The following is a 16,508-nucleotide window of genomic DNA, read 5'->3' as shown; positions in this document are numbered from 1 at the left end:
GACACAGCACCACCGGCAACACAGCACCACCGGCAACACAGCGGTACTGGCATCACAGCAGTACCGGCTGAACAAGCACTATCGGCAACACAGCACAGCGGGACTGAAGGAGAGACGTGAGCGGCAAGGGTGCACCCGAACTGTCCGTACGCAACTGCGGCGACCTGCGGGTCGCGGTCATCGCGGCACAGTGGCACGACAAGGTGATGGACGGTCTCGTCGACGGCGCGCTGCGCGCCCTGCACGAGCTGGGAATCGACGAGCCGACCCTGCTGCGGGTCCCGGGAAGCTTCGAGCTGCCGGTCGCCGCCAAGGTCCTGGCGGGCCGCGGCTACGACGCGATCGTCGCGCTCGGCGTCGTCATCCGCGGCGGAACACCCCACTTCGAGTATGTGTGCCAGGGCGTCACCCAGGGCCTCACCCAGGTCTCCATCGACACCGGCGTACCCATCGGATTCGGTGTGCTGACCTGTGACACCGAGGAGCAGGCACTGGACCGCGCGGGCATCGAGGGCTCCAACGAGGACAAGGGGCACGAGGCCGTGACGGCCGCCGTGGCGACGGCGGCCACCCTCCGCTCAGTATCCGAACCCTGGCACTGAGGTACGGCACCGAGCGCGTAGGGTGAGGACCACCATGTCCAATAAGACGTTCGAGGAGCTCTTCACCGAGCTCCAGCACAAGGCCGCCACGGGCGATCCCGCCACTTCGCGCACCGCCGAGCTGGTCGGCAAGGGTGTTCACGCCATCGGCAAGAAGGTCGTCGAAGAGGCCGCGGAGGTCTGGATGGCCGCCGAGTACGAGGGCAAGGACGCCGCCGCCGAGGAGATCTCGCAGCTGCTCTACCACGTCCAGGTGATGATGGTCGCGCGCGGGATCTCCCTCGACGACGTGTACGCGCATCTGTAGGGGCCGCTCCCCGCGTCGCCCCCACCGAGCACGTCCACCTGTCCCACCCATCTCCTGAACAACCTCGAGCAAAGGAAGCCGACCTCATGCTGCGCATCGCCGTCCCCAACAAGGGTTCCCTCTCAGGACCTGCGGCGGACATGCTGCATGAGGCCGGCTACCAGCAGCGCCGGGAGTCCAAGGAGCTGCGGATCGTCGACCCGAACAACGAGGTCGAGTTCTTCTACCTCCGCCCCCGCGACATCGCGATCTACGTCTCGTCCGGCCGTCTCGACATCGGCATCACCGGGCGCGACCTCCTGGTCGACTCCGGAGCCAACGCGGAGGAGATCCTCCCGCTCGGCTTCGCCCGTTCCACCTTCCGCTTCGCCGCCAAGCCGGGCACCGCGAACGGCATCGCGGACCTGAACGGCACGACGGTCGCCACCTCCTACGAGGGGATCGTCGCGGGGCACCTCGCCGACCACGGCATCGACGCCTCCGTCGTACACCTCGACGGCGCCGTCGAGACCGCCATCGAACTCGGTGTCGCCGAGGTCATCGCGGACGTCGTCGAGACCGGCACCTCGCTGCGCAACGCCGGCCTGGAGATCTTCGGCGACCCCATCATGAAGTCCGAGGCGATCGTCATCCGCCGCGTCGGAGCCGACCGCACCGAGGACGCCGAGCCCAAGGTGCAGCAGTTCCTGCGCCGGCTCCAGGGCGTCCTGGTCGCGCGGACGTACGTGATGATGGACTACGACTGCCGTGCCGAGCACCTGGAGAAGGCCGTCGCGCTCACTCCCGGCCTGGAGTCGCCGACCATCTCGCCGCTGCACAACGAGGGCTGGGTCGCCGTCCGCGCCATGGTCCCCTCCAAGGAGGCCCAGCGGATCATGGACGACCTGTACGCGCTCGGCGCGCGGGCCATCCTGACCACGGCCATCCACGCCTGCCGGCTCTGACGGGACCCACGGACATGTCGGACCTTCCCCCTCTTCCCATAACCTTCCGCCCGTCCCGTACCCGGGCCGTGCTGCTCACCGCGGGCGCCTCGATCCTTGTGGTCATCACCACGGTCGCGATGCTTCTGGAGCAACTCGGCCCGGGGGAGAAGCTCAGCTTCATCTTCACCGCGGCGCTCCTCTTCGGCGTGCTCGTCCTGCTCTCGCGGCCCAAGGTCGTCGCCGACGAGAGCGGTGTCACCGTCGTGAACATCGCGAGCCGCCGGCACCTGGACTGGGCGGAGATCGTGCAGGTCAACCTGCGTCCCGGCGACCCCTGGGTGTTCCTCGACCTCAGCGACGGCACCAGCCTGCCGGTTCTCGGCATCCAGCCGGGCATCGCCAAACAGCGCGCCATCGAGGACGCCCGCACCCTGCGCGCCCTGGTTTCGGCCCGCGCCATCCGCGAGCCGGACGGGCACCGCGGCGAACATCAGGGCTGACTCTCGGCCTTCCACCCTGCCCTGAGGGCCCATGTCTTGATTAATCTGTTGGCGGAGGCGTTTTCATCGCGCCTCCGCCTCCGATGTGCTCCGGCCCTCAGAGGCCCCCTGCTACCCGAGGAGTGACTCCCTCCAGCGATGGACGGATCGTCCTGTAGTACCTGCGCCGCCCCCTTCCGACATAGCGAGGCGGCGGCATGACCCTCCCCCTGTTGCTCCTTGGCGCGGCGTTCCTGCTGATTCTCGCCAACGGATTCTTCGTGGCGGCCGAGTTCGGCCTCGTCACGGTCGAGCGCCCCGACGCCGAGAAGGCCGCGGCCGACGGCGACAAGCGCGCCGCTAAGGTCGTCGAGTCGCTCAAGGAGCTGTCCTTCCAGCTCTCCGGCACCCAGCTCGGCATCACCATCACCTCGCTCGTCGTCGGCATGCTCGCCGAACCGGCCCTCGCCCAACTGCTGGACGGACCGTTCGGCGCGATCGGGCTCCCCGAGGGCGCGGTGCCCGGCATCGCCGTGGTGACCGGCATGCTGCTGGCCTCCGCCGTGCAGATGGTGATCGGTGAACTCGTGCCCAAGAACTGGGCGGTGTCCAAGCCGCTCCAGGTGGCCGGCTTCGTGGCCGGTCCGCAGCACGTCTTCTCCCGTCTCTTCCGGCCGGTGATCGCCGCCCTCAACACGGTCGCCAACCGGCTCGTCCGCGCCCTGGGCGTCGAACCCGCGGAGGAGCTGGCCTCGGCCCGCACCCCCGGCGAACTCGTCTCCCTCGCCCGCCACTCGGCCCGGGCGGGCGCCCTGGAACAGGACACCGCGGACCTCTTCGTCCGCACGATGTCGCTGGCCGACCTCACCGCGCAGCACGTCATGACACCGCGGGTGAAGGTCAGCGCCCTCCAGTCGTCGGCCACCGCCGAGGACGTGGTCAACCTCACCCGTGCCACCGGCCTGTCCCGCTTCCCCGTCTACCGGGAGCGGATCGACGAGATCGTCGGCATGGTGCACCTCAAGGACGCCCTCGCGATCCCCTCGCGCGACCGGCTGCGCACCCCCGTCGGCCGGATCGCCCAGACCCCGCTGCTCGTCCCGGAGACGCTGCCCGTGCGGCCCCTCCTGGAGCGGCTGCGCAGTGAACAGCCGATCGCCGTCGTCGTCGACGAGTACGGCGGCACGGCCGGCGTGGTCACCCTGGAGGACATCGTCGAGGAACTCGTCGGCGAGGTCCGCGACGAGCACGACGACGTGCTGGGCGAACCGCCCGAGCTCGCGGCCGCTCCGCCCGAGGACGGCAGGCCCGCCTGGGACGCCGACGGCAGCTGCCGGGTGGACATCCTGCAACGCATAGGCCTCGACGTGCCCGAGGGACCGTACGAGACCGTGGCGGGCCTCGTCGCCGACCTGCTCGGCAGGATCCCGGCCCCCGGCGACAAGGCCGAGCTCCCGGGCTGGCGCCTCGTGGTGCGACAGGTCGGGCACTACCGCGCCGAACGTGTCCGCCTGGTGCGGACCGCGCTCGCCCCGGAGGCCGTCCGATGAGCATGCTCCAACTCCTGTTCGCGGGCCTGCTGGTGCTCGCCAACGGCTTCTTCGTCGGCGCCGAGTTCGCGCTCGTGTCCGTACGGCGCAGCCAGATCGAACCGCTGGGCACCGCGCGCTCCCGGCAGGTCCTGTACGGCCTGGAGCGGCTGCCGCAGATGATGGCGGCGGCCCAGTTCGGCATCACCATGTGCTCGCTCACGCTCGGCGCGGTCGCCGAGCCCACCGTCGCCCGTCTGCTGGAGCCGCTCTTCGCGGCGGTCCGGCTGCCGGACTCGGTGATCCACCCCCTCGGCTATGTGATCGCGCTCGCCCTCGTCGTCTTCTTCCACCTCGTCATCGGCGAGATGGTCCCGAAGAACCTGGCGATGGCCGCGCCCGAGAAGACGGCCCTGTGGCTCAGCCCCGGACTGGTCGCCTTCGCGCGGGTGTGCCGGCCGGTCACGGTGGGCCTCGGCGCCTGCGCGCGGCTCATCCTCAAGCTGTTCCGGGTCGAGCCCCGGGACGAGGTCGAAGCGGTCTTCACCAGCGAGCAGCTCAACCGGCTGGTCGAGGACTCCGGACAGGCGGGCCTTCTCGACCCCGAGGAACAGGAGCGCCTCGAGGACGCCCTGGAGCTCGGCTCCCGCCCGGTCACCGACGTCCTCCTCGACAGCGGCTCACTGGTCACCGTGGACCCCTCGGTCACCCCGGGCCAGGTCGTCGCGCTCACCGCGCGCACCGGGTACTCCCGGTTCCCGGTGGTCGCGGAGAACGGCGCCTTCATGGGCTGCTACCTCCACGTGAAGGACGTCCTCGACCTGGAGGAGTCCGAACGCGCGGTCCCGCAGCAGATGTGGCGCCCGATGACCACCCTGCGGTCCGAACTCCCCCTGGACGACGCCCTCACCGTGATGCGCCGCGCGGCCACCCACCTCGCCCAGGTCGCCGACGCGGCCGGCAAGGTCCTCGGCCTCGTGACGCTCGAGGACGTACTGGAACTGCTCGTCGGCGAGGTACGGGACCCGGCGCACCGCAATGTCGCGCCGGTACGGGTCGCGGAGCCGCGCCCCAGCCAGGCCCCCGAGGAGGCGCTGGCGAGCTGAACGTGAGTGTGGGCCCCGGGTTCCCGGCGGCCGTGCGACCCCGTGGCGGTCGTACGGCTCCGGCGGAACCGGGGCCTTCTCACATCGCCGACGGATCCTGCGGGCCGCGTCCCGACAGGACCTCCCCGTACGCCTGCATGAGATCGGGCAGCCGCAGGGTCGACAGGTCGTCGCGCGACGGTGTGCCGGGGTACCCCGACAGCCGTAGATCCCGGTACGCGCAGCTCTTCTCGTACAGGGTGCGCAGGAAGCGGCCGTTGCCGAGTTCGTCGATCCAGCCCTGGTCGACGACGTGCCCGGCGATCGAGCGGAGCTCGTCCAGCGCCTCCTCGTCCCAGATGTCGCCGTTCTCGGCGGCCAGCACCTCACCGATGGAGGTCAGTTCGAGGGGGCGGTACGAGGGGAAGTCCACGCGGCTGGTGAAGCGCGAGGAGAGACCGGGGTTGGCGGCGAGCAGGCGGTCCATGCCCTCGGGGTATCCGGCGAGGATGACGACCAGGTGGTCGCGGTTGTCCTCGGCCCGCTTCAGCAGGACCTGGAGGGCTTCGTCGCCGTACGCGTCGCCCTTGCCGTAGCCGGAGTTGGACAGCGAGTACGCCTCGTCCACGAACAGGACGCCGCCGATCGCCGAGTCGATCAGCTCGTTGGCCTTCACGGCGGTCTGGCCGAGGTACTCGCCGACCAGGTCGGCGCGCTGGGCCTCGACGAGATGGTCGCCGCCGAGCAGCCCGAGCGCGTAGAAGACCCGGCCGAGAATGCGGGCCACCGTGGTCTTGCCGGTGCCGGAGGGGCCGGAGAAGACGAAGTGCCGTTTCGGCGGCTGCACCGGGAGGCCCTGCCCGGTGCGCAGTCTGGCCATGTTCAACTGCGCCGACAACGCCTTGACCTGTCGCTTGACGGGCTCAAGGCCCACCATGCGCTCCAGCTCGGCGAGCGCCTCTTCGAGTAAGGCGGGGTCCGTCGGTCCCGCGGGCATCGGCTGCACCGGCACCACCGCCTTCTCCCGGTAGCCGTCGGTCTGCGCCGGGAGTCCACCGGGCGGCGACGGATCGGGCTCCGAGAGCCTGAGGTCGCGCCCCTCGGAGCCGAACAGCGGATCCATGCCGTCCGGGCCCTCCAGTACGTCCTGTCCGATCCCGGCGAGGGTGATCGCCGCGAGATCGGCCGCGGCGTCGTCGTACCCGTCCCCCTCGGAGATGGCCGCGAGCCGCGCCGAGGTGTCCATGAAGGAGGGGTCGACCCGGTGCACCGCCCGGTACAGGGGCAGTGCCGCGGCGGACCGTCCGGTGCCCTCGTGGGCGCGGGCCAGCCAGTACCGCAGCTCCTTGCGCTGCGGCTGCTCGCTGCGGCAGCGCATCAGCGCGGACGACAGCAGCGGCTCGGCCTGCCCGTACATCTCCAGCCGGACCCGCGCCATGCCACCGAACAGTCCGGCCTCTATGCCGAGCATGGGATCGCTGATCAGCGGATCGGTGTGCCGGACCAACTGCTCCCAGTCCTTGACCAGATAGGCGCGGCACGCGTGCAGGAACCGCACCTGGTGGTCCGCGTCGACCGGCGGCAGGCCGGCCAACGCCCGGTCCAGCTCCGGGACATGACGTCCGTCGAGCCAGTGCGAGGCGTGCGCGAGCAGCAGGTCGCGCGGACTCTCCAGCACCGGCTGAACCCACCAGCCCAGCCAGTACCAGGAGTTGAGGGTGCGCCGGTGGCGTGAGCGCTGTTCGCCGAAGCGGTCCCGGTGCCGGAACATCCGCAGCAGCGCGGTCGTCGTGTCCACCCGTAGCGCGTGCAGTCCGAGCCAGCCGTCCGCCATGCCGGGGTCCATCCGGACCGCGGCGCGGAACTCCTCCTCCGCCTGCGGGTAGGCGCCCATGGTGTAGGCGTCCACACCCCGCAGCCAGGCGAGGTCGGCCGGGGCCTCGGGGCCCTGCGTGCCGAAGTCCATCACGTCCCCCACAAACCGTGCCCCCGATGGTCGGGGAGTGCCTCGCGGATCAGGACACCCCCCTTGCCGCCGGGCCGGTGCCCGTCGGCAGCTCTGGTCGAACGACTGTGCCGCGGACGGGAGTTGAAGCGGTGCGGCAGAGCAGCCGTCCGAAGGTCGCACCGAGAGGCATCGTACCTGCGGTTCATGGGCCTGCCGAAGGGTGCCGCACGGCCCGTTCCACGAGGTGGGAGCAGATGGGGCGCACTCGCAACGGTGACCCAGGGTGAGCGAATCGTGCCGGGCGGCGTCCGGAAAGGGAGGGTCTGGGCAGAACGAAGCCCCCGATCACGGGGGAACAACCGGGGGCTTCGCGACTGCGGGGCGGCTCCCGAAGGCCGCTCCTTCAGAACGTAAGACCTGTACGGCCCCCTGGTCAAGCAGAGTTGAGAGACTGAGGCAACTTCTCCGGAGTGGGTCTTCGCAAGTTCAGCACACTGCGGGTGGTCCATCACGGTGAGTGAGGAACTGGTCCGGTCCAGACGTCTCAACGGGCCCCGGCAGCACCTCGTATCCCTCAGGACACTGCCGTACCACTTGGTCCGCGAAGGGTCGCGTGGGGTCCTCGGCGAAGTGCCGGCGCTCGGCGCGGACCCACGCGGCCCAGAAGCCGCTCTGCGCCTCGCCGTCCCGTCGCCGCCCCCGCGCCCAGGCCTCCTCGTGCGGCAACTCCATCCACAGGAGTCGCGCGAGCCACGGGCGCAGCGCGCGGCGTCCCGCGCCGACGCCCTCCAGCAGCACCACGGGCGCGGCCGGCAGCTCACGGACCGGTCCGAACTCCCGGGCGGTCCAGTCGTACGGGGCGTAGTGCGCCGTCTCGCCGCGCCCGAACGGCTCGATCACCCGGTTGAGCAGGCGCCCGGTCCAACCGAAGAGCTCCTCGTGGGTGGCGATGTCGTCGAGGTGCAGTACGGGTGCGCCGCCCAGGGCCGTCGCCAACTCCCCGGTGAACGTGGTCTTTCCGGAGCCCGCGTGGCCGTCCACGCCGATCAGCCGGACGGGGCCGCAGGAGGGCGGCAGCCGGCGCAGCCGCGAGGCGAGGTCGTGAATGGGGCTTCCCGGGGTGAGGTGCGAGGTGGGCATGGCGGTCCTGGCGAACATTCTATCGATGGGCCGTTCACAGCGGATCCACGGGTTCAGGGTAGTGCCGCATTGAACCATTCATTGAACAATCCTCAAGAAGTTTGAGGGTCCGCTCCAAAATTTCCCGACCCCGCGGAACCAGGTATTTCAGATATGGCGTTCCGGTACTCCGGGATGCTGAGTAGGGTTCCTGTTGCGCAACGGCGAGGCGTCGTATGGGGATGGACAGGGGAAGATGGCCGCGGGCTTATTCGAAGGGCAGTATGTGTGGCATCCGGCGGCCGACGACCGCAGACTCGCGAGCGTCTGTACGGATGTCCGGGCCGGCCGCTATCTGAGCGCCGACGAAGCCCTGTCGGAGACTCGCGCCGACTTCGGATTACGGGCCCATCGCTCACTGGTCCTCGCCTCCGAGGCCGCCGACTCCGACCTCACCGAACGCTGGCTGGCCGAGGAGCAGACCCCCGAGGCCGCGCTGATGTGGGCCCGCGTGGCCGTGCTGCGGGCGTTACGCGCGGCCGACGCCAAGGACGACCGGGCCGAGGCGCTGGAGCGCATAGCGCTGACCGCCTGCGACCGGGCCGCGGTGATGGACCGGGCCGATCCCACGCCCTGGGTCGCCCGGCTGTCCATGGCCCGGCTGCACGACCTGCGTGACCCCGCGCCGCAGGGGCTGCTGACCCAGCCGCCCGGCCCCTGGCGGCTGTTCTCGCACATCCTCCGCCTCGACCCGTGGAACCGTGAGGGCCATCACCGGTTCCTGGCCTTCTTCTTCACGCGGTACGGCGGTTCCGTGAACGCCGCCTGGGACGTCGCCGCCTTCTTGAGCCAGCGCGCCCCCGCCTCCTCGTCGCTGCGGCTGCTGCCGCTGGTGGCCCTGGTGGAGAGCTACAACCCCACGCAGTTGCTGGTCGACCGCACCTGGGAGCAGCCGCAGTGGCGTTCCACTGCGCTCGCGATCTACCAGAACTGGCTGCCGGAGGCGTCCGGATACCGCTTCACGCCGGTGCTCGACCTGGCGTATCTGGCGCACGCGCTGTTCATGGCGCAGCGCGAGTTCGAGGCGCGCGCGGTCCTCATGGCCATGGGGCCGTACGCCTGCCGCATGCCGTGGAGTGTGTTCGGTGATCCCGAGGAGCAGCTCTCCCGTGCCCGCCGCGCCTGCGGCCTTCTCGTGCCGGGGGCCGGCTGACCGCCCGCCCCCTCCCTGACGTCCTGAACCACCCCGAGAGAAAGGTCAGTTGTGTCAGAACGGATATCGCCCCCACGCCAGAGAACCGGCTCCGGAACGGATTCCGTCGCCTTCGACGACGACGCGACGCTTCACGCGATGGGATATCCGCGAAAACTCACCCGCCGATTCCAGGCGTTCGACAATTTCGCGATCTCCTTCACCATCATCAACATCATTTCGGGTATTTTCTCGTCTTTCGGCTTCGGCATGAATGCCGGTGGCCCGCGCATTCTCGTGTTCGGCTGGATCGGCGTCTCCGTGATGGTGCTCTTCATCGGCGCCGCGATGGCGGAGGTCGCCTCCGCCTATCCGACCAGCGGAGCGCTCTATTTCTCCGCCGGAAAGCTCGCCAAACGCCACAAGGGCGCCTGGTCCTGGTACACGGGGTGGCTGAATTTCGTGGGTCAGGTGGGCGGCACGGCCGCCACCGGATACGCGGCCGCCACCTTCATCCAGGCGTTCGTGGCCTTGCAGTGGCACTCGTACGAGCCGACCGCCGAGCAGACGGTCCTGATCACGGCGCTCGTCATCGTGCTCCAGGGTTTGGCCAATACCTACACCGTCCAGCTGGTCGCCCTGCTCAACCGGATCTCCGTGTGGTGGCTGCTGATCGGGCTCGTAGTGATCGTGAGCACACTCATCGTGATGCCCGACGACCACCAGTCCGTCTCGTTCGTCACGCATTTCGCGAACAACACCGGTTTCACGAACGGGATTTACGGAGGGATGCTCGGTCTGCTGGTCACCAGCTGGACCTTCACCGGCTTCGACGGCAGCTTCCACATGTCCGAGGAAACGGTGCGGGCCACGGTCAACGCGCCGAAGGGGATCACCCGTTCGATCGGCTATTCGGCGATCACCGGGCTCATCCTGATGCTTGCCCTTGTGTACAGCATTCATGATTACGACCGTGTCGCCCAGTCCTCGGCGCCGCCCGTGCAGATTCTCATCGACGGGCTTGGCATGGGCATGGCAAAGTTCATTCTGCTCATCGTGATCGGGTCCATGCTCTTCTGCGGGCTGGCCAACCTGACCAGCAACACCCGGCAGATCTTCGCCTTCTCCCGGGACGGCGCGATGCCGGGCTCCCACTGGTGGCACTCCGTCTCGCCGCGCACCCGTACGCCCGTCAAGGCCGTCTGGCTGGCCGTCGCCTGCTCCCTGGCCCTCGTCCTGCCCGCCTGGTGGTCGCACACCGCCTTCACCGCCATCGTCAGCGTCAACGTCGTCGGACTCTTCCTGGCCTACGCCGTGCCGATCTTCCTGCGGCTGCGGCTCGGCGACGAGTTCCAGCCCGGTCCCTGGAACCTGGGCCGCTGGAGCAGGCCCGTCGGCTGGGTGGCCGTGACCTGGATCCTCGCCAGCAGCGTGCTCTTCATGCTGCCCCAGTTCTCCCCGATCACCGGGGACAACTTCAACTACGCCGGGATCGCCCTGGCCGTGGTGCTGGTCGTCGCGACGGTGTGGTGGTTCGCCACGGCGCGCCGTCGTTTCCAGGGTCCCGTCAGCTACGGCCGCCCCGACGAGGTCGCCGCCATGGACCTCGTCTGATCGTCCGTCCGCCTCGGCCCCGGCACCCGCCGGGGCCCAGGGCGTGTTTCGAAAGTCCCGTCTGGCTCGCGACGCCTGGCACGGCACTCCCCCAAGCTCTTCGAGCAGGGGGGACCCCCACGCCGCGTTGTCGGGATCGCCCGAGTACGCCCAGTACGCGGGCGACCCTCCGCCTTGCGATGCACCGCACCAGACGCCGCGAGCCCCGCCCTCCGGGCGGACGACGCTACTTTCGAAACACGCCCTTGGCGTCCCAGGTCATGCCAGTGGTCCCGACCAATATTGGTGGGCGTGGCACGGGCCGAAGTGCTGGCAGAAGTCGGCCCCGGGCGTCCATAGTTGGCGCACGACAGAGCATGGGCCCGCCCGTTCCGGACACCTGGGGGTTCTCCACCCATGAGCAGAGCCGAACAGCCGTCCCGCAGGATCGTCCTGGCAGCCGCGGTCGCCGCGGCGGCGGTGGGGGCCACGGGTACGTCGGCCGCCGCCGCCCCGGCCCGCCGGACCAGGGCGCCCGGCGGTCTCGTCGACAACCGCGCCTGGACCTCGTACAGCGACTGGCGCTCCGGCAGCACGCGCGGCACCAGAGCCGCGCCGGGCGTACGCCCGGGCCTGGTGATCGCCGCCCCGGCCGGCACCACGGACTACACCGACCCGCACACCGGCAGGACCGCCACCTGGGAGTACGCGACCTGGACCTCGCCGGTCCACCGGCTCGCCGTCCCCTCCACGGAGGCCATCGCCTCCTGGAACGCGCACACCCCAGCCGGCACCTGGCTCCAGGTCGAGCTGACCGGCACCTACTCCGACGGCACGGACACCCCCTGGTACGTGATGGGCCGCTGGGCCTCCGGCGACCAGGACATCAGGCGCACCTCCGTGGACGACCAGACCGACGGCCGCAGCACGATCTGGACGGACACCTTCTCCATCGACGACGCCGCCTCCGGCCTGCGCCTCGTCTCGTACCGGCTGCGCCTGACCCTCTACCGCACCCCGGGCTCCAGGACCACGCCCATCGTGTGGCGGCTCGGCGCGATGGGCTCCGACATCCCGGACCGGTTCACCGTCCCGGCCTCGACCCCGGGTCTCGCCCAGGAGCTGAGGGTTCCGCGCTACTCGCAGGAGATCCACGCCGGCCAGTACCCCGAGTACGACAACGGCGGCGAGGCCTGGTGCAGCCCCACCTCCTCGCAGATGATCATCGAGTACTGGGGACGCAGGCCCACTGCCGACCAACTCGCCTGGGTCGACCCGACGTACACCGACCCGCAGGTGTGCCTCGCGGCCCGCTCCACCTACGACTACCAGTACACCGGCTGCGGCAACTGGCCCTTCAACGCCGCCTACGCCTCGACGTACAAGGACCTCCAGGGCGTGGTGACCCGGCTCGGCTCGCTCACCGACCTGGAGACGCTGATCGCCGCCGGCGTCCCGGCCATAACGTCCCAGTCGTTCCTCAAGACCGAGCTGACGGGCGCTGGTTACGGCACCTCGGGCCACCTCATGACGGTCATAGGGTTCACCGCGGACGGCGACGTGATCGCCAACGACCCGGCGTCGCCCGGCGACGACGCGGTGCGCAGGGTCTACAAGCGCTCCGAGTGGGAGAACATCTGGCTGCGGACCAAGCGCTACAACGCCTCCGGCAAGGTCGTCTCCGGCACCGGCGGGGTCTGCTACCTGTACTTCCCGGCGCACCCCTCGGCGCGGCAGCGCAAGGCGCTCGCGGCGGTGGGCATCCGGTGACGCGAGCGGCGGCCCCCGAGCCGGCGGGGGCCGCCCGCCCGTCCTGAACGCGGCCATCGGGGAACGCCCGGCCGGTCGTCCGCAGGTCTGTGACGAGACCCACACGCGGTGCCTGCCCGCTGGGATCCAGCGGGATCCGAAGCCGGTCGAGGTGCGGACGTGACCCAGGTCTCTACCGGGGAAAGCGGCTCCGGTGGCAAGGTGGGCGGGTCGGTGGGGAGCCGACGGGAGGCGGGGGACGCCACCGCACCACTACGTCAGCGAGATGCCATGACCGTGAGCTCCGCCACCGCCCCTCGTCTCCGCGCCCGCACCGGCGGCCCCGAGGACGACGGCCCGAAGATCCTCGAACACGTCCTGGGCTGGACCTTCGTGGTGGTCGTGGCGATGCTGGTGACCCAGCTCGGTCTGCTCTGAGGCGGCAGGCCGCAGGGGCTGCCTGTCGCGCCCCGATGAGCGGTCGGCATGGTTCTGCCATACTGCGCATGTTCCGTCGGCAGTTGGAGACCAGGGCCGAAATTGAATAATAGTCAACAGCGTGAAGTCGACCGCCCGCGGGCGCGTGGCACCGACCGCTCACTGGCGCGCCGCGCCGAACTCATCGCCATCGGGCGGAAGTTGTTCGCCGACACGTCGTACGACGCACTGTCGATGGATGACATCGCACGTCAGGCGCACGTCGCCAAGGGGCTGATCTACTACTACTTCAAGTCCAAGCGCGGCTACTACCTCGCCATCGTCGAGGACTCGGTCGCGGATCTGGTCTCCCGGGCCGCCGACGGTCTGGAACTGCCTCCGGTGGAGCGGGTCCAGCGCACGATCGACGGCTATCTCCGCTATGCCGAGCACAATCAGGCCGCGTACCGGACGATCATCGCCGGTGGCGTGGGTTTCGACACCGAAGTGCAGGCGATACGCGAGGGCGTGCGCGAGGCCATCGTCGCGACGATCGCCGAAGGGGCGTACGGCAGGGGCCGGGTCGGACCGCTGCCGCGCATGGCGCTGCTCGGCTGGCTGCACGGCGTGGAGGGCGCCACCCTCGACTGGATCGGCCACCCGGCGCTGCCACGCGACACGATGCGCGAACTGCTGGTGAAGATGCTGGGGGGCGCGATGCGCGCCGTCGAGGAACTCGACCCCTCCTACGCGGCCCCGCCCGACGCCCGGCGGGACAACTGAGGGAACGTTATGAGGACTAGACCACTCTGTCAATGGTTCGGACCAATTCCCCGCGCCTTCGGCAGGTGGTCGTCGTCCGGTGAGAGCGTGCCTCCGTTCGGGCGTACTCGCGGCGCCACGGCCGCCGGTCGGCGGGTTCCGTGATCCGGGCCGGGAGCATCGGCGGGGCCGGGTGAGACCCGGCGGCGCCACCCCACCCGGGTGCCGCTTCGCCGATGTGCCCGAACAGGGAGGAGCGTCGCCGTGCCCGATCGCGCCCCGCAGCCGGTGGACCGTCAACTGCCCACGGACGAGGCCCGGGACCTGATCTCGCTCGTCCGTGACATCGCGCGGCGCGAGATCGCGCCGAAGGCGGCCGAGGAGGAGGACGCCGGACGCTTCCCGCGCGAGCTCTTCGGACTCCTCTCGGAATCCGGACTGCTCGGACTGCCGTACGACTCCGGCCTCGGAGGCGGCGGCCAGCCGTACGAGGTCTACCTCCAGGTACTCGAAGAGCTCGCCGTGGCCCGCCTCACCGTGGGCCTCGGCGTCAGCGTCCACACCCTGGCCTGCCATGCCCTCGCGAACTACGGCACCGAGGAGCAGCGGGCCGGGCACCTGCCCGCGATGCTCGGCGGCGGCCTCCTCGGCGCGTACTGCCTCTCCGAACCGGCGTCGGGGTCCGACGCCGCCTCGCTGCGGACGAAGGCGGTGCGGCACGGGGACGACTGGGTGATCACCGGCACCAAGGCGTGGACCACGCACGGCGGGGTGGCCGACTTCTACACCGTGTTCGCGCGCACCGGCGGCGAGGGCTCGCGCGGCATCACGGCCTTCCTGGTGCCCGGCGGCGCCGAGGGGCTGAGCGCTTCGCCGCCCGAGCGGAAGATGGGGATGAAGGGTTCACCGACCGCCCAGGTCCACTTCGACGGGGTGCGCGTCACCGACGGCCGGCGCCTCGGCGACGAGGGCCAGGGCTTCGCGATCGCCCTGTCGGCGCTCGACTCCGGGCGCCTCGGGATCGCGGCCTGCGCGACCGGTGTGGCCCAGGCCGCGCTGGACGAGGCCGTCGCGTACGCCACCGGGCGGCGCCAGTTCGGGCGGCGGATCTCGGACTTCCAGGGGCTGCGCTTCATGCTCGCGGACATGGCCACCCGGATCGAGGCCGGCCGCGCGCTCTGCCTGGCCGCGGCACGGCTGCGGGACGCCGGCCGGCCCTTCTCCAAGCAGGCGGCCATGGCGAAGCTGCTGTGCACGGACGGCGCGATGAAGGTCACCACGGACGCCGTCCAGGTCCTGGGCGGGTACGGGTACACCGCCGACTTCCCGGCCGAGCGGTACCTGCGCGAGGCGAAGGTGCTCCAGATCGTCGAGGGCACCAATCAGATCCAGCGCATGGTCATCGCGCGCCACCTCGTGGGTCCCGAGGCGCGCTGAGGTCACCACGCGGGTCCCGGTGCGGGCCGAACTCGCCCCCGGGGTCCGCGCTCACGCCGAACTCGTTGCGCGGGTCCCGGGACGCGGTGAACCGCCCCTCGCCGCGCGGGTCCCGGGCCGGTACGAAGCGTGCCTCCCCCCGCGGTTCCGTGAGCGCGCCGGACTGCCCGTACCCGTACATCACCGACGGCGCCGCCAGACGCACCCACTCGGGGTCGTGGCGGCCAGGCAGCGTACGGCCGCGATCGGCCCAGGTACGCATCAGGGCGCGGTAGATGGGCGGATCCTGGACCGGCGGGGGTGGCGGGGGCGGGGGTGCCCAGAGAACCGATTCCGCCGGAGCCGGGACGAGGATCCGGCGCCTGCGCCCGGTCGCGGAAGGTGTGGGGCTCATGCCGGGGCAACGCTCCGGCGGGCGGACAGGTCACCCGCCCGCGGAATCGGGCGTGCGTTCGCGACGGGACCCCCGCGGGATCCGAGCGGGCCGTACTCCACGACCAAGTCGCCCTGAAGGAAGCGGACTTCCTCGGCCTGCCCGGAGACGGCAGCCCGCTGCGCCGGCATGTCGCTGTCCAACGCGCCTGCTGCGCGTGGGTGATCGACGGGCGGTTCGCGTTCGCCGCTTCGGCGAGGTGGTCGCCCCCCGGATCCGGACACACTGGTCCTGCACCACGGCAGCCCGCGAGCCATGGTGCAGGGCAGCTACTGGGATGGACCGGGCGCTGACGGCCGAGCGCGCCGACCGGTCAGGCGGCGCGGCGCATCTCGGGAACGCGCATCGGGCGCGAGCCCTGCCCGCCCGCATGGGAGAACGGCTGCGTCCGCCAGTCGAGGCCCTGAGGGAGCGTCAACAGCAGGGCCGTGTCCTGCTCCTGGAATTCCGCGGTCTCGTCCGCGGGCCGCGCGTCGCCGGCCGTGCGGCCCGTGCCCGAGCAGACCGTGAGCCCGAACGGGTTCCACGGGGAGGCGCACAGCGCGTGCTCCGGCAGGACCTCCTCGTCCGCCAGCAGTGCGATCGGCTGCGCGCAGTCCGGGCAGATCACCCGGTACATCTCGAAGGTGTCGTACGCGTCGAACTCGTCACCGTCCAGGGCGTCGGATTCGACACCCTCCGGCTCGAGCTCGAGAACGGCCTGCTGCCGCCTGGGTGCGGTACGACCAGGGCGCTTAAGACTCTGCATGGGATTCTCCCCCTCGGGTGGGCCGACAAGGCGCTGCGACCTCGACCACAGCAAGCACTTCCCGTCCCGTCTCTGCGGTAATCACGTGAACATCACGGACCCGGTTGCATCCATGTGTCGTTCGTCACATGCCGCCCGCAGGTGCCTGGCCCGGCGGAATTTCTCCGCCGGGTGGCGCGCGA

15 protein-coding genes are annotated in these 16,508 nt (G+C 70.5%); 12 read left to right on the top strand and 3 right to left on the bottom strand.

The annotated features are described in order from the left end of the window. Nucleotides 1-116 precede the first annotated feature (116 nt). The 6 genes from ribH (at nucleotide 117) to ACZ6KY_RS16240 (ending at nucleotide 4,949) form a co-directional block, all read left to right on the top strand. Nucleotides 117-602: a 6,7-dimethyl-8-ribityllumazine synthase gene (gene ribH / locus ACZ6KY_RS16265; protein ID WP_328556700.1), complete on the top strand. Its 486-nt coding sequence runs from the start codon at nucleotides 117-119 to the stop codon at nucleotides 600-602. A 34-nt stretch (nucleotides 603-636) separates the two neighbouring features. Further along, nucleotides 637-909, top strand: coding sequence for a phosphoribosyl-ATP diphosphatase (locus ACZ6KY_RS16260; RefSeq protein ID WP_030038616.1), 273 nt, complete (start codon nucleotides 637-639; stop codon nucleotides 907-909). Between the two features lie 86 nt (nucleotides 910-995). Beyond that, nucleotides 996-1,853 (top strand): ATP phosphoribosyltransferase, encoded by an 858-nt coding sequence (hisG, locus tag ACZ6KY_RS16255; RefSeq protein ID WP_469310950.1) that lies wholly within the window; start codon nucleotides 996-998, stop codon nucleotides 1,851-1,853. A gap of 14 nt (nucleotides 1,854-1,867) precedes the next feature. Beyond that, nucleotides 1,868-2,335, top strand: a complete 468-nt coding sequence (locus ACZ6KY_RS16250; RefSeq protein WP_469310949.1) for a PH domain-containing protein — start codon at nucleotides 1,868-1,870, stop codon at nucleotides 2,333-2,335. 197 nt (nucleotides 2,336-2,532) lie between these two features. Next, nucleotides 2,533-3,864 carry a hemolysin family protein gene (locus ACZ6KY_RS16245; protein ID WP_469310948.1) on the top strand — a complete coding sequence of 444 codons (1,332 nt, stop codon included), beginning with the start codon at nucleotides 2,533-2,535 and terminating at the stop codon, nucleotides 3,862-3,864. Beyond that, a complete protein-coding gene (locus tag ACZ6KY_RS16240; RefSeq protein ID WP_469310947.1) occupies nucleotides 3,861-4,949 on the top strand; it encodes a hemolysin family protein in 1,089 nt (362 codons plus the stop codon). The genes ACZ6KY_RS16245 and ACZ6KY_RS16240 overlap by 4 nt, the downstream gene beginning before the upstream one ends. Before the next feature lie 79 nt (nucleotides 4,950-5,028). On the opposite strand, the gene ACZ6KY_RS16235 is transcribed toward ACZ6KY_RS16240, so the two are convergent. Together ACZ6KY_RS16235 and ACZ6KY_RS16230 are read right to left on the bottom strand one after the other, a co-directional pair. Beyond that, on the bottom strand, nucleotides 5,029-6,894 hold the full coding sequence (locus tag ACZ6KY_RS16235) for an AAA family ATPase (protein WP_469310946.1): 1,866 nt from the start codon (nucleotides 6,892-6,894) through the stop codon (nucleotides 5,029-5,031). A 468-nt stretch (nucleotides 6,895-7,362) separates the two neighbouring features. After that, nucleotides 7,363-8,016: a uridine kinase family protein gene (locus tag ACZ6KY_RS16230; protein WP_469310945.1), complete on the bottom strand. Its 654-nt coding sequence runs from the start codon at nucleotides 8,014-8,016 to the stop codon at nucleotides 7,363-7,365. Between the two features lie 235 nt (nucleotides 8,017-8,251). On the opposite strand from ACZ6KY_RS16230, the gene ACZ6KY_RS16225 reads away from it, so the two are divergent. The 6 genes from ACZ6KY_RS16225 (at nucleotide 8,252) to ACZ6KY_RS16200 (ending at nucleotide 15,145) form a co-directional block, all read left to right on the top strand. Beyond that, on the top strand, nucleotides 8,252-9,208 hold the full coding sequence (locus ACZ6KY_RS16225; RefSeq protein ID WP_469310944.1) for a hypothetical protein: 957 nt from the start codon (nucleotides 8,252-8,254) through the stop codon (nucleotides 9,206-9,208). A gap of 51 nt (nucleotides 9,209-9,259) precedes the next feature. After that, nucleotides 9,260-10,801 (top strand): amino acid permease, encoded by a 1,542-nt coding sequence (locus ACZ6KY_RS16220; protein WP_469310943.1) that lies wholly within the window; start codon nucleotides 9,260-9,262, stop codon nucleotides 10,799-10,801. Between the two features lie 396 nt (nucleotides 10,802-11,197). Then, the gene (locus ACZ6KY_RS16215) at nucleotides 11,198-12,550 is read left to right on the top strand and encodes a peptidase C39 family protein (protein ID WP_469310942.1); all 1,353 of its coding nucleotides are present in this window, start codon (nucleotides 11,198-11,200) and stop codon (nucleotides 12,548-12,550) included. A 270-nt stretch (nucleotides 12,551-12,820) separates the two neighbouring features. Next, complete coding sequence (locus ACZ6KY_RS16210) at nucleotides 12,821-12,967, top strand: SCO1431 family membrane protein (RefSeq protein WP_469310941.1); 147 nt, start codon at nucleotides 12,821-12,823, stop codon at nucleotides 12,965-12,967. A 102-nt stretch (nucleotides 12,968-13,069) separates the two neighbouring features. After that, nucleotides 13,070-13,729 (top strand): TetR/AcrR family transcriptional regulator, encoded by a 660-nt coding sequence (locus ACZ6KY_RS16205; protein ID WP_469310940.1) that lies wholly within the window; start codon nucleotides 13,070-13,072, stop codon nucleotides 13,727-13,729. Nucleotides 13,730-13,972: 243 nt separating this feature from the next. After that, the gene (locus tag ACZ6KY_RS16200; protein WP_469310939.1) at nucleotides 13,973-15,145 is read left to right on the top strand and encodes an acyl-CoA dehydrogenase family protein; all 1,173 of its coding nucleotides are present in this window, start codon (nucleotides 13,973-13,975) and stop codon (nucleotides 15,143-15,145) included. Between the two features lie 746 nt (nucleotides 15,146-15,891). Here ACZ6KY_RS16200 and ACZ6KY_RS16195 read toward each other — a convergent pair. Further along, on the bottom strand, nucleotides 15,892-16,326 hold the full coding sequence (locus tag ACZ6KY_RS16195) for a hypothetical protein (RefSeq protein WP_469310938.1): 435 nt from the start codon (nucleotides 16,324-16,326) through the stop codon (nucleotides 15,892-15,894). Between the last annotated feature and the right edge of the window lie 182 nt (nucleotides 16,327-16,508).

This window comes from Streptomyces sp. NPDC042002 (assembly GCF_055588305.1).
Note: the sequence above shows the minus strand (reverse complement) of the source record. Positions and strands in the feature narration are given on the sequence as shown.

Excerpts from the sequence above, each read along its gene's own strand:
- ACZ6KY_RS16225 (WP_469310944.1), top strand. The coding sequence starts at position 8,252 with ATGGCCGCGGGCTTATTCGAAGGGCAGTATGTGTGGCATCCGGCGGCC.
- hisG (WP_469310950.1), top strand. The coding sequence starts at position 996 with ATGCTGCGCATCGCCGTCCCCAACAAGGGTTCCCTCTCAGGACCTGCG.
- ACZ6KY_RS16210 (WP_469310941.1), top strand. The coding sequence starts at position 12,821 with ATGACCGTGAGCTCCGCCACCGCCCCTCGTCTCCGCGCCCGCACCGGC.
- ACZ6KY_RS16250 (WP_469310949.1), top strand. The coding sequence starts at position 1,868 with ATGTCGGACCTTCCCCCTCTTCCCATAACCTTCCGCCCGTCCCGTACC.
- ACZ6KY_RS16195 (WP_469310938.1), bottom strand. The coding sequence starts at position 16,326 with ATGCAGAGTCTTAAGCGCCCTGGTCGTACCGCACCCAGGCGGCAGCAG.
- ACZ6KY_RS16215 (WP_469310942.1), top strand. The coding sequence starts at position 11,198 with ATGAGCAGAGCCGAACAGCCGTCCCGCAGGATCGTCCTGGCAGCCGCG.
- ACZ6KY_RS16240 (WP_469310947.1), top strand. The coding sequence starts at position 3,861 with ATGAGCATGCTCCAACTCCTGTTCGCGGGCCTGCTGGTGCTCGCCAAC.
- ACZ6KY_RS16230 (WP_469310945.1), bottom strand. The coding sequence starts at position 8,016 with ATGCCCACCTCGCACCTCACCCCGGGAAGCCCCATTCACGACCTCGCC.
- ACZ6KY_RS16245 (WP_469310948.1), top strand. The coding sequence starts at position 2,533 with ATGACCCTCCCCCTGTTGCTCCTTGGCGCGGCGTTCCTGCTGATTCTC.
- ACZ6KY_RS16260 (WP_030038616.1), top strand. The coding sequence starts at position 637 with ATGTCCAATAAGACGTTCGAGGAGCTCTTCACCGAGCTCCAGCACAAG.
- ACZ6KY_RS16235 (WP_469310946.1), bottom strand. The coding sequence starts at position 6,894 with ATGGACTTCGGCACGCAGGGCCCCGAGGCCCCGGCCGACCTCGCCTGG.